The sequence below is a fragment of the Flavobacteriales bacterium genome, assembly GCA_016716605.1.
GTDB lineage: Bacteria > Bacteroidota > Bacteroidia > Flavobacteriales_F > PHOS-HE28 > PHOS-HE28.
Genome location: JADJWA010000001.1, coordinates 551,233 through 566,562, shown reverse-complemented (window position 1 = coordinate 566,562; position 15,330 = coordinate 551,233). Strand labels below are relative to the sequence as shown.

Annotated in this window: 9 protein-coding genes; 8 read left to right on the top strand and 1 reads right to left on the bottom strand. The window is 62.5% G+C overall.

Annotated elements, in window-relative coordinates; genetic code table 11:
* Positions 1 to 61: 61 nt before the first annotated feature.
* The 7 genes from IPM12_02295 to IPM12_02265 all read left to right on the top strand — a co-directional run bounded on the left by IPM12_02295 (position 62) and on the right by IPM12_02265 (position 9,102).
* Positions 62 to 2,053: an OmpA family protein gene (locus IPM12_02295; protein ID MBK9146632.1), complete on the top strand. Its 1,992-nt coding sequence runs from the start codon at positions 62 to 64 to the stop codon at positions 2,051 to 2,053.
* Between the two features lie 60 nt (positions 2,054 to 2,113).
* Complete coding sequence (locus tag IPM12_02290; protein ID MBK9146631.1) at positions 2,114 to 3,283, top strand: phosphoribosylformylglycinamidine cyclo-ligase; 1,170 nt, start codon at positions 2,114 to 2,116, stop codon at positions 3,281 to 3,283.
* Positions 3,284 to 3,322: 39 nt separating this feature from the next.
* Positions 3,323 to 4,411 (top strand): peptide chain release factor 1, encoded by a 1,089-nt coding sequence (gene prfA / locus IPM12_02285; protein MBK9146630.1) that lies wholly within the window; start codon positions 3,323 to 3,325, stop codon positions 4,409 to 4,411.
* Positions 4,412 to 4,763: 352 nt separating this feature from the next.
* Positions 4,764 to 6,122 (top strand): hypothetical protein, encoded by a 1,359-nt coding sequence (locus IPM12_02280; protein MBK9146629.1) that lies wholly within the window; start codon positions 4,764 to 4,766, stop codon positions 6,120 to 6,122.
* Positions 6,123 to 6,329: 207 nt separating this feature from the next.
* Positions 6,330 to 6,992, top strand: a complete 663-nt coding sequence (locus IPM12_02275; protein MBK9146628.1) for a hypothetical protein — start codon at positions 6,330 to 6,332, stop codon at positions 6,990 to 6,992.
* Positions 6,989 to 7,996 carry a c-type cytochrome gene (locus IPM12_02270; protein MBK9146627.1) on the top strand — a complete coding sequence of 336 codons (1,008 nt, stop codon included), beginning with the start codon at positions 6,989 to 6,991 and terminating at the stop codon, positions 7,994 to 7,996. The genes IPM12_02275 and IPM12_02270 overlap by 4 nt, the downstream gene beginning before the upstream one ends.
* The gene (locus tag IPM12_02265; protein ID MBK9146626.1) at positions 7,993 to 9,102 is read left to right on the top strand and encodes a cytochrome-c peroxidase; all 1,110 of its coding nucleotides are present in this window, start codon (positions 7,993 to 7,995) and stop codon (positions 9,100 to 9,102) included. Before IPM12_02270 ends, IPM12_02265 begins: the two co-directional genes overlap by 4 nt.
* Positions 9,103 to 9,175: 73 nt before the next feature.
* Here IPM12_02265 and IPM12_02260 read toward each other — a convergent pair whose 3' ends face one another.
* Positions 9,176 to 10,657 (bottom strand): NAD(P)/FAD-dependent oxidoreductase, encoded by a 1,482-nt coding sequence (locus tag IPM12_02260; GenBank protein MBK9146625.1) that lies wholly within the window; start codon positions 10,655 to 10,657, stop codon positions 9,176 to 9,178.
* Between the two features lie 154 nt (positions 10,658 to 10,811).
* Between IPM12_02260 and IPM12_02255 the strand changes: the two genes are divergently transcribed.
* On the top strand, positions 10,812 to 15,329 hold the full coding sequence (locus IPM12_02255; protein MBK9146624.1) for a PKD domain-containing protein: 4,518 nt from the start codon (positions 10,812 to 10,814) through the stop codon (positions 15,327 to 15,329).
* Position 15,330: the final 1 nt, after the last annotated feature.

Here is a 15,330-nt window from a genome sequence, read left to right as displayed (position 1 = left end):
GTTGGATCACTTGTATATCTTCGCCGCGACCCGATTGGAGCCACCATTTAACATGCTGATGATGACACGGAAGATCCTGGCCAGCTTGGTGCTGTGCCTGCTCACCACGGCTGCGGCCTTTGCGCAGGGGGGGAACCGTCTGGCCACGGAAGCCGGCGATGCCTTCCAAAAGGGCTACTACTTCAACGCCATTGAGCTGTATAAGAAGGCGTACACGGTGGAGAAGAAGGCCGCCACCAAGGCCGAGCTCATCTTCATGGTGGCCGAGAGCTACCGCATGCTCGGCGATGCGCCCCAGGCCCAGGTCTGGTACGAGAAGGCGGTTAAAGCCCAACTGGCGGATCCCGTGGCCTATTTCTGGGCCGCTGAGATGCAGAAGCAGCAAGGCAAATACGCCGACGCCATCGCCAACTACAACAAGTACAAGGAGAAGAAGAGCAACGACCCCCGTGCCGATGCCGGGATCGCCGCTTGCCAGCAAGCTCAGAAGTGGAAGGACAGCCCCACCCGCTACTCCGTTGACCCCGAAGTGCTGCTCAATACCCCGCAATGGGACTTCAGCCCGGCCTTCGCCGACAAGAAGAACGAGACCGTGGTGTTCTCAAGCAGCCGTCCCGCCGCTACCGGCAGCGCCACCGACGACATCACCGGAGACCCCTACACCGACCTCTTCACCAGCACCCGCGACCGCTTGGGTAAATGGAGTGAGCCCGTGAAGCTGCCGCTCGAGATAAACAGCGAAGGCCACGAGGCAGCGCCCATCTTCAACAGCAAACGCACCGTGATGTACTTCACACGCTGCCCCAGCGAGAAGAAGAAGGTCATGGGCTGCGACATCTGGATGAGCAAGAAGGTGGGCAACAACTACAGCGCCCCCGTGATGCTCAAGCTCAAGACCGAGGCGGGCAAGGAGGATTCGCTCAACATCGGCCACCCGGCGCTCGGCCCTGACGATGATTATTTGGTATTCGCCAGCAATTACCCCTTCGCGGGCCACAAAGGCGGTCGCGACATCTACAAAGTGGCGCTGAACAAGGACGGCATGCCAACTGGCCAGCCCACCAACCTGGGCGCCGACATCAATACCGGCAAGGACGACCTCTTCCCCTTCGTGCGCTTCGATGGCCAGCTCTACTTCAGCAGCAATGGCCACCCTGGCATGGGCGGCATGGACATGTTCGTGGCCGAGAAGACCGCAAACGGCCTATGGACAGCGCCAGAGAACCTGAAGTCGCCCTTGAACAGCCCCGGCGATGATTTCGGGATCGTCTTCGATGGCGAGAACGACCGCGGCTTCTTCACCACCAACCGCGCCGGTGGCAAGGGCCAGGACGATATCTGGCGCTTCTACATGCCCGACCTGATCTTCGCTCTGCAAGGCAACGTGTACGACAAGGAGACCGGCCTGCCCATCGAGAACGCAAAAGTGAGCGTGGTGGGCACCAATGGCAGCAATTTCAGTGCGCTTACCGACGAGAATGGCGGCTTCGCCTTTGTGGAGAGCGGCAAGGACCGCTACATCAAGGAAGAGACGAGCTACAGCATCCTGGCCGAGAAAGAAGGCTACTTGGTGGTGAAGGACCAGATCACCACGGTGGGCCTGAAGGAGAGCACCACTTTCGTGAAAGAGTACTTTCTGGAGCCGATCAAGGGGCCCATCAAGCTGCCCCAGATCCTGTACGATGTGGACGAATTCTTCCTTCGGCCTGAGGCGAAGGACAGCCTCGAGGTCCTCTACACGACACTGGTCGATAACTCGAACATCGTGATTGAGCTCCGATCGCACACCGATGCGCGCCCCACCCGTCGCTACAAGGGCGGCAACAAGGAGCTGAGCCAGCTGCGCGCCCAAAGCGTGGTGAACTACATGATCGAGAAGGGCATCCCGGCCGATCGCATGGTGCCCGTGGGCATGGGCCCCGATGAACCTGTGATCGCCATGGACCTCATCAAGAAGATGGCCACCAACGAAGAGAAGGAGGCCGCGCACCAGAAGAACCGCCGCACCGACTTCAAGGTGCTGCGCACGGATTACGTGCCCAAGGAGAATTAGCGACCGCAACAACGGAAGGGCATCCACCACCACGGCGGATGCCCTTCTTCTTTTCAGCGCATGAGCAGCAGCCGATACGAGCAGCGCGGGGTCTCCTCCAGCAAGGAGGATGTCCACCGCGCCATTGCTGCCCTGGATAAGGGCCTCTTCCCGCGTGCTTTCTGCAAAGTGGTGCCCGATGCGCTCACCGGCAGCGCCGAGCATTGCATCGTGATGCATGCCGATGGCGCCGGCACCAAGTCATCACTCGCCTACGCCTATTGGAAGGACACCGGCGACATCAGCGTATGGAATGGCATCGCCCAGGACGCGGTGGTGATGAACCTCGACGACCTGCTCTGCGTGGGCGCGGTTGATGGGATCCTGCTCAGCAGCACCATCGGCCGCAACAAGCGCCTGATTCCCGGGGAGGTGGTGAGTGCATTGATCGAGGGTACCGAGCGCTTCCTCGCGGATATGCGTGCCCTGGGCATCGGTATCAACAGCACCGGAGGTGAAACCGCCGATGTGGGCGATCTGGTGCGCACCGTGATCGTGGACAGCACCGTGGTGTGCCGCATGAAGCGCAACGACGTGATCGACAATGAACGCATCCAATCCGGCGATGTGATCGTCGCATTAGCCAGCGATGGCCAAGCCAGCTATGAGCGTTCCTTCAATGCGGGCATGGGCAGCAACGGACTCACCAGCGCACGGCATGATGTATTCGCGAAGGAATTGGCCGCTAAGTATCCGGAGACCTTCGATCCTGCAACGCCTGCCGAACTCGTGTACAGCGGCCAAGCGCGCTTGACGGACCCGCTGGAGGGAACGCCGGTCGATTTCGGAAAGGCCGTCCTCTCGCCCACGCGAACCTATGCCCCGGTGGTGAAGCAGGTGCTCGATGCCATGCGTCAGGAGATCCATGGCATGGTGCATTGCAGCGGCGGCGCGCAGACCAAGGTGCTGCATTTCATCGATGGCTTACGGATCATCAAGGACAACCTGTTCCCAACGCCGCACCTCTTCGCCGCGATCCAGCGAATGAGCGGCACCGGATGGGAGGAGATGTACAAGGTCTTCAACATGGGCCACCGCCTTGAGTTCTACGTGCCGCCAGCTCGCGCGCAGGAGATCATCGCCATCTCGGAGTCATTCGGCATCGCTGCAAGGATCATCGGCAGGGTGGAGGCGGCGGCTGTGAAGGAAGTATTGCTCAGCGGCGAGCAGGGCACATTCACGTACACCTGAGCGTCCCCTCATGCCTTCAACCGTGCCATCCATGGACGCATTCCCATGAGTGATCTCCTCGCCAAGCTCTCCTCGCTGCACGACCGCCGCAACGAGATCGGCAAGCAGCTCGCCGACCCCGCTGTGATCGCCGACCAGAAGCGATTCATCGAGCTTAACCGCAGCTACCGCGACCTGGAGCCCATCGAGCAAGCCTTCTTCCGATTCAAGAGGCTGCATGACGACCTCGCGGGAGCGGAGGAGATCCTCCGCACGGAGAAGGATGCGGAGATGCTCGAAATGGCGAGGATCGAGCGGGACGAGAGCCGCGCAGGCATCGAGTCGATGGAGGAGGAGGTGCGCATGATGCTGGTGCCGAAGGATCCGAACGATGCGCGGAACTGCACCATGGAAGTGCGCGCGGGCACCGGGGGCGATGAGGCCAGCCTCTTCGCGGGCGATCTGTTCCGCATGTACAGCCGCTACATCGAGGGCCGCGGCTGGAGGATCGAAGTGGCCGATGTGAGCGAAGGCACGGTGGGCGGCTACAAGGAAGTCATCTTCAATGTGATCGGCGAGGGCGCCTATGGCGTGCTGAAGTTCGAGGCCGGCGTGCACCGTGTGCAGCGCGTGCCCGCCACGGAGGCGCAGGGCCGCATACACACCAGCGCAGCCACGGTGAATGTGCTGCCCGAGGCGGAGGAATCCGATGTGGATGTGAAGGAGAGCGACGTGAAGATGGAGACCGCGCGAAGCGGTGGGGCCGGTGGCCAGAACGTGAACAAGGTGGAGACCAAGGTGCGCCTCACCCATATCCCCACCGGCACCGTGGTGATGTGCCAGACCGAGCGCAGCCAATTGGGCAACCGTATGAAGGCCATGCAGATGCTGCGCACGAAGCTCTACGAGGAGCAGGTGCTGAAGCAGGAAGCCGCTGTGGCCGCTCATCGCAAGAGCCAGGTGAGCAGCGGCGACCGCAGCGCCAAGATCCGCACCTACAACTATCCGCAGAGCCGCGTCACCGATCACCGGATCGAGCTCACCGTGCACAACCTGCCGCAAGTGCTCAACGGCGACCTGCAGGACATCATCGACGCATTGCAGCTGGCCGAGCGCACCGAGAAGCTCAGGGCCGAGGCCGGGCTCTGAGGCCACGGCTACCTTGTGCACTCCACGCCTCATGGAGAAGCACCTCCGCGCCTTGCGGTTCATCATGGCCCTGCTGGTCGTCGCGCTGGCAACGCTCATTGCTTGGCTCCTGACGATGGATGAGGAGGCTTTCGAAGCCATGATTGACCGAAGCTTCGGCTACGGTGCAATCCCTGATTATCCTGATAAGCTGCCCCTGCCTACCCGCATCAGGCTGATCTGGGCGGCATCCTCATGGGCTGCAGCGGCGGGTGCGGCGGCCGCATGGCCTTGGCTGACCAGATTGCTTTTCACTGGATTTTCCGGTGCCTGGCAATGCAGCCGATCTGCTATTGCCCAAACCTGGGCCACAATGCCGAAGTGGGAGCGTTGGTTCTTCGCGCTCACATTGCTCGCCTGCACGGTCATGCGCATCGCATTCGCGTTACTCGACCCGCCCCAGCTCGACGAGGCGCTCAATTGGTTGCTCTTCGGGGAGCATGGCCCGCTGGTGGCCCTTTCGTGGTATGCCGCGCCCAATAACCACATCGGGCACACGATCGTGTCATCTGCACTCGGCCTGCTCCCTGTTGATCCCTTGATCGCCTTGCGTGCTCCGGGCATTGCCGCAGCCGGCCTCGCGCAAGCCGTGCTCTTCGTGCTGCTCCGCCGGATGTGCGGCGCGGTGCCCGTGTTCATGGCATTGGCCTTCGCGCTGGCCGCACCGCTCATGCTGCAGTTCGGGCACTTGGGAAGGGGCTACGTCATGGTCATGCTCGCCTTCGCGATGGCCTTTGGTGCGGCTGCGCATTGGCTGAGGTCGCACGATGCGCGCGCGCTGCATGCCTTGGTGATCACTTGTGCCTCTGCGGTGTTCGTGATGCCCTCAGCGTTGTACGGATGCGCTTCCCTCTACGCGATGCTCTTGGTGATGAGCGCAAAGCGCTGGCACGTGCTGCGTGCAGCTGCGTGGACCCTGGCCGGCATCCTGATGCTCCATGCGCCAGCGCTCATCGTCAGCGGCCCTGCAGCATTCTTGGAGAACCGGTGGGTGCAGCCGATTGGCCCGGCAGCGGTGATCGAAGGCTGGCGGCCGCATGTTGTCCGGGCATTCGAGGGCCTCATGGGGGTGCGGTACGGGTTCTTGGTGGCGATGGCAATGATGATGCTGGCCATCGTGCGCTCCAAGGGCAGGAAGAGGCGGATCGCCATTCTGGTTCTTGGCGTAACCGCCGTGGCACTGGTGCTGCCGGTCATTCATGGGGCATTGCCTTTCGAACGGACATGGATCTTCCTGGTCGTCCCGCTGGCCGTTGCCATGGGCATCGTGGTGCAGGGAGCGTGGGCCGCGAAGCGATGGGCGTGGCTGGCCATGGCCGTTTCGATGATCCTCTTCGTTGCTCAGGCCGTGCGATTGCGGCAAGAGCTCCCGGCGGCCGAGAACGAGGCCTTCCGGGCGGCAAGTGCATGTGAGGCATTGCGGAGGGCGGCCCCGTTCAGGATTGTGGGGCAATCCCAGCCCTTGTCCACATACGTGCTTTTCGATGCGAAGCGAAAGCGCTATTCATTGGGGATCAGCCTGGAGGCGGCTGGCGCCGATGCCCCTGTGCCTGCGGGTGCTGCGGTGATCGGCCCTAGAAGGGACGCTCATGCCCTGCAGGGCGACCGCCTCCTCTTCGCCGACGAAGGCGACGACGCCATCTGGATCGCTGGCTCCGGGCATCGGCGGTAGGCTGGCTTTCCACGTTCGGTTGGCTTGAAAGTGATGGCCGTCAATGGAGGAGGGCTTGGCGCAGAGCTAACTTGCGAGCTCCACAGCCGAACGGCCGCGCGCTTGTTCTTGAGCATGAAGAAACCACTCCTTTTCCTTGCCGTCACAGCGTTCATTGGTGCATGCCGAAGGGACGAACCAGTTGCACCTGCGCCAACCGATCCGGAAATGGCCACTTTGCGCGTTCACGTGGTGCCCGAATGGGACGGACAGCCCTTCGCGGCCTTCACTGAATACCTCGCGCCAGGCGACATCCGTTTCCAAGCGGAGATGCTGCGCTTCTACTTGAGTGATATCCGCGCGGTGAGCGCGTCGGGAGAGGAGTTGCTCAGTACCGTGAAGCTCCTTGACATGGGCGACGGTACAAGCAGCTTCGACCTGAGCGTTCCCGAGGGGACTTGGCTTGGGCTCCGCGCGGGGCTGGGCCTGCCGCACGACCTCAACTATACCAACGTGGCGCTCTATGGCGATAGCCACCCCATGAGCGTGAACACCGGCATGTACTGGAGTTGGGCCACGGGCTACAAATTCGTGCTCTTCGATGGGCGCTTCAATCCGGATCCGCTCAGCACGGGCGCTATGCTCTCGCCATTCTCCGTGCACACAGGGATGGACACCTGCTTCACTACGGTTGACCTCTTCCCGGCGCTGCCCTTCAGCACGGCGAAAGGGCTGGCCACCGACGTGACGCTCCGTGTAAAGGTGGACGGCTTCCTGCAAACCCCCGAAGAGACGATCGACGTAGTGACGGAGAACCAATCGCATGGCGCCAATTATCCGCTGGCGCTGAAGCTCACGCGAAATGTAAGGCGCAGCCTCAGCCTTGAATGATGCGGTGGGCGGTGATCATCTGCGCGGTTGCCTTGCTGGCTTCTTGCCGGCATGCCACGGATGAGCTGCTGGAACCGGACCGCCCCTTCAACTTGTTGCTGCCTCAGGGCTTCCCAGCGATTACCGCACCAAGCGACAACCCGCTCACCGAAGCGAGCGTGGCCCTGGGCAAGGAGCTGTTCTTCGACAAGCGGTTGTCACGAACAGGGACGGTCTCATGCGCTTCGTGCCACTTCCCCGACCATGCCTTCAGCGACACGCTTCCGCTGAGTTTGGGCGTGGATGCCCTGCCGGGCATGCGCAACGCAGCCCCGCTCATCAACCTCGCCTGGCACAACGGCTACTTCCGTGATGGAGGCGTGCCCACCCTCGAGCAGCAAGCCATCGCCCCGATCCACGACCCGGTGGAGATGGATTTCAGCATCACGCGTGCGGCTGCCGACTTGCGCAACCTGGAGCCTTATGCCTCGCTGAGCTGGCGTGCATACGGCAAGCCGATGGATGCCTATGAGCTCACACGCGCATTGGCGGCCTACCAGCGCACCCTGGTCAGCGGCTGGTCGCGCTATGACCGTTTCCTGAGCGGCGACGCCATGGCCTTGAGCGCGAGTGAGCAGCATGGCCTGGCTCTCTTCCAGAGCGATGCGCTCAATTGCACGGCTTGTCATAGCGGTTTCGATCTGAGCGACCACGGCTATCACAACGTAGGGCAATACCTCGGCTATGCCGATCCAGGCCGCGAGCGGATCACGCTGGTCCCTTCAGACCATGGCAAATTCAAGACACCCACCCTGCGCAACATCGCTTTGACTGCTCCGTACATGCACGACGGTAGCATGGCCACCCTTGAGGAAGTGATCGACTTCTTCGCCAGCGGCGGGCTGCCCCATGCGAACCGCGACCCCGAAATGCAGAGCTTTGCGCTGAGCCCGCAGGACAAGGCCGATCTGATCGCCTTCTTCCATGCGCTGACCGACGAGCGACCCATTGATCAAGTGCCATGAGGAACCTCATCCGAATCAGTCTGTTCGCCATTGTCGCATTGGCCGCCTGTCGCCCGGAGCCGGAACCGGTCGATCCCGACGATGGCGGCGGCAGCCACACCACCACACCCTACACGCTGGCCATCCCAGCCAATTTCCCGCCGATGACCATACCATCGGACAACCCCATGACCGTGGAAGGGGTGAAGCTGGGGCGCTACCTCTTCTACGAGGAGCGATTGAGCGGCAACAACACGCAGAGCTGCGCCAGTTGCCACGCGCAGGCTTTCGCCTTCAGTGATCATGGCAGCCAATTCAGCACCGGTATCGATGGCCTGCAGGGCGACCGCAACAGCATGGTACTGCAGAACCTGGGCTGGGAGACGCGCTTCTTCTGGGACGGGCGCGCGATGACGCTCGAAGAGCAGATCCTACAGCCGGTGGAGAACCCGATCGAGATGCACGAGACTTGGCCGAACGCCGTGGCCAAGCTGCAAGCGGATCCCGCTTACCGCGAGCTCTTCCACGACGCGTTCGGAACATCGAGCATCGATAAATACAAGGCGGCGAAGGCCATCGCGCAATTCCTCCGGACCTTGATCAGCGGCAATTCGCGATTCGATCAATTCCAGCGCGGGGAGATCTTCCCGACGCTGCTCGAGCAAGGCGGGATCCTGCTCACGCAGCAAGAGGGCGGAGACCCCGCGAATGGGTTGGGCGGGCAATGGGGCGCCGATTGCTTCCACTGCCACCCGCATGGCGGCGCACGGTTCACCGATGGGCTGCTTCGCAACAATGGCCTCGACAGCCAGTTCACGGATCTTGGCCTTGGCGGGATCACGGGCCTGCCGCAGGACATGGGCCTGTTCAAGACGCCCTCGCTCCGCAACGTGGCCGTGAGCGCGCCCTATATGCACGATGGCCGGTTCAACACCTTGGAAGAGGTGATCGAGCACTACAACAGCGGCGGCCATCCTTCACCCACTATCAGCCCGTTCATGAAATACACGGTGGGCGGGCTTCAACTCACGCAGGACAAGAAGGACCAGCTGATGGCCTTCCTGAACATGCTCACGGACCCGGAGTTCCTGAGCAATCCCGAGTTCAGCGATCCGGGCCCGCCGTGATCATTCCCGTTGAGTCGTAGCCTCGGCTCCCTGCACTGGCGATCGGAACTGGGAGATTTGGCGTTTTCCCGCCTTATGCCGCGGCAACGCGTTCCTGCTCCGGAGACCATGCATAGCAGCGCAGCTTGTCGCCGAAGACCTCCGGCTTGAAGAGGCTCTGACCCAGCAGCAGGCGCGCGCACTCCTGCACGCCTTCGGTGATGCTCGGGTGCGGATGGATCAGGTTGGCCAGCTCATGCACCGGGATGCCAAGCTTGATCATCAGGCTCACGGCCTCGATGGCGCTGCTGGCGTGCTCACCTACGGCGCGCATGCCCAGGATGCGCATTTCGGGACCGTCAGTGGCGATCACCTTGAAGAAGCCCTGCGTGCGGCGCATGGCAATGGCCCGTGCGAGGCAGGAGTAGTCAACCCGGGCCATCCGGTAGGCGATGCCGCGCTTGCGGCACTCCTGCTCGTTGAGGCCCACGCCCGCTACCTCGGGATCGAGGAACATGATCGCGCTGAGGTTCTCGTAGGTGAGCGGAGCGGCAGCCACGCCTGCGATGCGCTCCACGGCGTGGCGGCCTTCCATCTCGCCGAGGTTCACCAGCATGTTGGTTCCGGTGGCATCGCCCACGGCGTGGATGTGAGGGGCGGAGGTGGCGGTGCCTTCAACGACGATGTTCCCGCTCTTCGGGTCGGTGCGCACACCGGCGGCAGCGAGGTCGAGCGCCATGGTGTTCGCCACCCGGCCCACGGAGAGAAGGGCTTTCTCCACGCGAACCGTCTCTCGGCGGCCATCGGGATAGGAGAGGGTGTATTCCACTTCGTCATCCACGGGTGCGATGCGCTCGAGTTTCGACTGCCGATGGATGATGACGCCGCTCTTCTCGAGCTTGGTGGCGATCAGCTCGCTCACATCTTCATCCTCGAAGGGCAGGATCCGGTCGGCGCGATCGATCAGGTGCACACGGGTGTTGCCGAGCAGGGAGAAGATGGTGGCGAACTCGCAGCCGATGACGCCGGCGCCGATGATCACGATGCTCTTCGGGTAATCGGTGAGCGAGAAAATGCCGTCGCTGGTGAGGATGCGCTGCTCATCCACGGGGATCTCGGCCAGGGTGCGCGGTCGACTGCCGGTGGCGATCACCACATGGCTGGCGCGGATGTCGCGCACGAAGCCTGGGCGCTGGATGCGCACTACGTTCGGGTCCAGGAAGTGCGCATCGCCGCGCTCATGATGGAAGCCCTTGCCGTTGCTGGCGAGCAGCTGCATGTGGCAGGCGTAGAGGTACTTGCGCTCAAATGCGGCCTCGCTCACCGCCTTGGTCACTTCACTCCAGTCGAGGCGGAAGGGCTCGCGGCCGCGCGTGCGCATCAGCGCGTTGGCGTTGGAGGCGCGCTGGGCGATCTCCCACATGGTCTTGCTGGTGAGCGCTCCGTTGTAGATGCCGGTGCCGCCCACGCGGTCGCGCTCGATCAGCACGGTGCTCAGGCCCAGGTCGATGCCGCGCATGGCGGCGGCGTACCCGGCAGGTCCGGCGCCGATCACGCAAAGGTCGAAGTGCTCCATTGGAGGGATTGGGGCCGTGATACGATGACGGAAGGCGATGGTTCCTTGGGGCTGGTCCTTGGTCGGGTATGCGCACCTCTTCGTCGGGAAGGGAGGGTCGTGCGTATCCAGCGCTTCCATCCAAGCGTAGCAAGGCGCGAGAAGAACCGACCACGTGGGACTGAACCGCCGCTGCATCGCATTCAGCCTGGGCCTGGCCGCCGCCATCGGTGCCGCGGCGCAATGCCCGCAGCTCTATGATTACTACGGGACGCCTTCCGCAGCCCCCCAATGGTACAGCTGCAGCGGCACCAACTTCACCCTGGTGGTCGCCACGCCGCAGACGGTGGGCGCGTACAGCATCAACTGGGGCGACGGAAGCCCGGTGCAGAGCGGCGCTTCGCTGATGCCGCCCATGACCGTGACGCACCTCTATGCGTCGGCCGTGGCCACCTACACGATCACCTTCACGGAGATCGCCACCGGCTGCACGGTCACGGGAACACTCACCATGGAGCAAAGCTCGAGCGCGAGCATCCAGATCCCCGTGGGCGGCCTCACGCAGGTGTGCGCCCCGCATCCCGTTGATTTCGTCAACAGCAGCACGAATGTCTCGCCGAACACGGTCTTCACCTGGAACTTCGGTGATGGGTCGCCGATCCTCACCTTCGACCACACGAATCTCGGCCAGACCGTAACGCACACCTACCAGCAGGGCACGGTGGACTGCGAGACCACGGTGGAGCTCACGGCGGAGAACACGTGCAACACCTTGCAGGGGGGCGCATCGCTGGCCACCTTCAATCCGATCCGCATCTGGGACATCGACGATGCCAGCATCGCGGCGAGCGCGACGCTGCTCTGCTGGCCTGACCGCACCGTCACCTTCGCGAACACCACGGACCGCAACTGCCTGAATCAGGGCAACATCTTCCAGCGTTACGAGTACTGGAACTTCGGCGATTACTGGGGCCAGGGACAGGACAGCATCATCGATTGGACGCCATGGCCGCCGACATTCCCGCGGGTGATCCAGTACCCGGCCATCGGCACCTACGAGGTGATGCTCCTCGACAGCAATTACTGTGGCATCGACACGGCCTTCATCCAGATCACGATCGTACCGCCCCCTTCGGTCTCCCTGAGCGTGAGCCCTGATACCATCTGCGTGGGCGAGACCGCCTACTTCGATCAGACCACGACTGGCGGCGCCAACTACTTCGAATGGAACTTCGGTGCGGGCGCTGGCTTCCAGTGGACGGGAGCCGGCGATCAGGCGCACACCTACAACACGGAGGGCACCTACACGGTCTCCTATGCCGCCAGCATCCAAGGTGCAACAGCCGGTTGCGCCGATACCGCTTCGGTGACGGTGGTCGTATTGCCGCGCCCCACTGCAGATTTCACGCTCGATCAGGATTCCGCCTGCGATTCCATCACCGTGACCATCTCAGACTTGTCGATCGGAGCGGTGAGCTATGCCTGGGACTTCGGCGATGGAAGCACGAGCACCGTTCCGAACCCGGCGCCGCATTTCTACGGTTCGGCGGGCATCTACACCATCAACCTCACCGTGATCAATGCAATGGGCTGCACGCACAGTTTCTCGCGCCCAGTGAATGTATATGCGCCACCCAATGTGGGCATCCAAGTGGCCAATCTCTGCTTCGGTGAGACATCGGTCCTCACGCCTGTGATCGGCACTGATCCCGGGAATCCAGTGACGAATTGGGCTTGGGACTTCGGTGATGGCGGCACATCCACGCTGCAGAGCCCCACGCACCAGTACGCCTCTGCCGGGCCATATACCATCACGTTGAGCGTGACCACGCCCTATTGTGGCAACACGGGCACGCAGGCCGTTAACGTGCAGGCCCGGCCGAATGCTTCCTTCACGCCGGTGCCGGTGCTCGGCTGCTCGCCCATGAACGTGAGCTTCACCAATACCAGCACCGGTGCCACGCAATATCTCTGGCTCTTCGGCGACGGCGCCACGGCGAACACCGTGGATGCTTCGCACACCTATATCAATCCCGGCGCAACGGACACGGTATTCACCGCCACCCTGATCGCGAGTTCCCCTTTCGGATGCGCGGACACCGCGATGGTTGACATCACGGTGGCACCTGGCGTGTTCGCGGGCTTCAGCCACAATGCGGTGCCGGGCTGTGCGCCCATGGATGTCACTTTCGTGAACAGCAGCACAGGCGCCGCAACCTATTCGTGGGACTTCGGTGATGGCAGCACGAGCACGGCGGTGAACCCAGGGCACACCTATGTGAACAATAGCTTCTTCCTGAGCATCCATACCGTTTCGCTCACCGCTTTCTCACCTGCGGGTTGCCAGGCCACGGTAACGCAGCAGGTGATGGTGTATCCCACGCCCGACTTCAGTTTCGTGGCACAGCCCGATAGCGGCTGCAGCCCGCTCACGGTCACTTTCCCCAGCGTGGTGGGTGCGGTGAGCTACAACTGGGATTTCGGCGATGGCAGCACGGGAACAGGCCCTTCGCCCACGCATACCTACTTCAACAGCAACACCAACGAACAGGCCTTCGGCATCACGCTCGTAGGCGCTAATGCGTTCGGCTGCGTGGACACTGCTTCCGCGAGCGTGCTGGTATTCCCCAATCCCACGGCGCTGGTCACCGTGTCGCCTGCCATCGGGTGCCATCCGTTCACCACGCAGCTCACCAACGCGAGCCTGGGCGCGAGCAGCTTCGTCTGGAACTACGGAGATGGTCAGCAGAGCGACACCGCTGCAGCGGTCCATGGGCACACGTGGTACAACTTCCCCGGACCGGGCACGGTGAGCTATCCGGTGAGCCTCATGGCCATCACCGATCATGGCTGCACCAGCACGGCCACGGTCGATGTTCAGGTGCATCCGCAGGTCACGGCAGGCTTTGTTGCGCCGGCCGATGGCTGCGCGCCGCACGCGGTGAGCTTCAGCAACACGAGCATGGGTGCCAACAGCTACCAATGGATCTTCGGCGATCAGCAGGGCAGCACGGCAGCATCGCCCCAGCATATCTACTTCAATCAGGGCTTGAACGATGTCACGTTCCAGGCGCAGTTGATCGCGACCTCCTCCTTCGGATGCAGCGATACCATCGCAGCGCCGATCCTGGTGCACCCGCAGCCGATCGCGCAGTTCATCCCCGGTGTGCCCAGCGGTTGCCAGCCATTGAGCGTGCCATTCCAGGACCTCACGATCGGCGCCGTCAGCTCGCAATGGTCCTTCGGTGATGGAGCCTTTCTGGACACCGTGCCCGGCAATCAAACGCACAGCTATGCGCATTCGAGCGCGATGCCGGTCACATTCAACCCGCAAGTGATCGCTACGAACAGCTTCGGTTGCAGCGACACGACCACCGCTGCGGTCGATGTGTACCCGGCGGTCACCGCAGCGTTCACCGTCATCGGTGCCGGCTGCTCGCCGCTCACCGTGCAGCCGCTGAACAATAGCTCGGGCGCTAGCAGCTACTTGTGGGACATGGGCGATGGCATCACGCTGGTGGGCAGCGACCCTACGCACACCTATGTGAACACAGGCTCCGCAGACCAGGTGCGCACCATCACGCTCACAGCCACATCGTCTTACGGCTGCATCAGCATCGCGCAGCAAACGGTGATAGTATCGCCGGTTCCGCAGGCCGCATTCATGGCCACACCCTTCACGCAGCAATTCCCCAATGCCACCGTGACGCTGAGCAATGCCAGCAGCCCTGGCAATTGGAGCCACGCCTGGGGCTTCGGCGACGGCGGGGCATCGAACCTGCAGGAACCAGGCTCGCACACCTACGGCTCTTGGGGCAGCTTCACCATCACCCTGATCGTCAGCGGCACGGCCTGCGCTGATACGGCCACGCAGCAGGTGACAATTACCCCGCCGCTGCCCACGGCAAGCTTCCTCGGTCAGGGCGAAGGATGCGCGCCGCTCACCGTGCAATTCACCAATACGAGCCTGCTTGCCCAGAGCTACCAATGGAGCTTCGGCGATGGCGGAACCAGCACGGCCGATAACCCCACCTACACCTACAACGTACCAGGGGTCTATTCCGTGACCCTCACCGCATTCGGCGTGGGCGGCGCGGTGAACACCATGACCAAAGTGGATAGCATTGTCGTTCGGCCGAGGGCTAATGCCTTCTTCGTGCTGCAGCCCACCACGGTGATCGTGCCCACGCAGCCGGTGTTCACGTATAACCTGAGCGCTAACGCCGATCAATTCACATGGGACTTCGGCGACGGCACCACCAGCAATGCCTTCAACCCCACGCACTACTACGAGCAGGCGGGCACTTTCGACGTGATGCTCATCGCCAACAACCAGTGGAATTGCCCCGACACCTTCACAGTGGTGGGCGCCACCACGGGCGAGGTGAGCGGTGAGATCGAATTCCCGAATGCCTTCACACCCGGAAGCGGGCCAACTGACGGGCAATACGACCCGATGGGCTACGACAATGACCACTTCTTCCCGAAGCACGAAGGAGTGGAACGGTACCGCCTTGAGATCTTCAATCGCTGGGGCGAATTGGTCTTCGTGAGCGAGGATGTGCGACGCGGCTGGGACGGCTGGTACAAGGGAGCCCCGGCCAAGCAGGATGTCTATGTCTGGAAATGCAACGCCACATTCAGCGATGGCCGTGAAGCCGTGCTGAAAGGCGACGTCACCCTTTTGCGCTAGA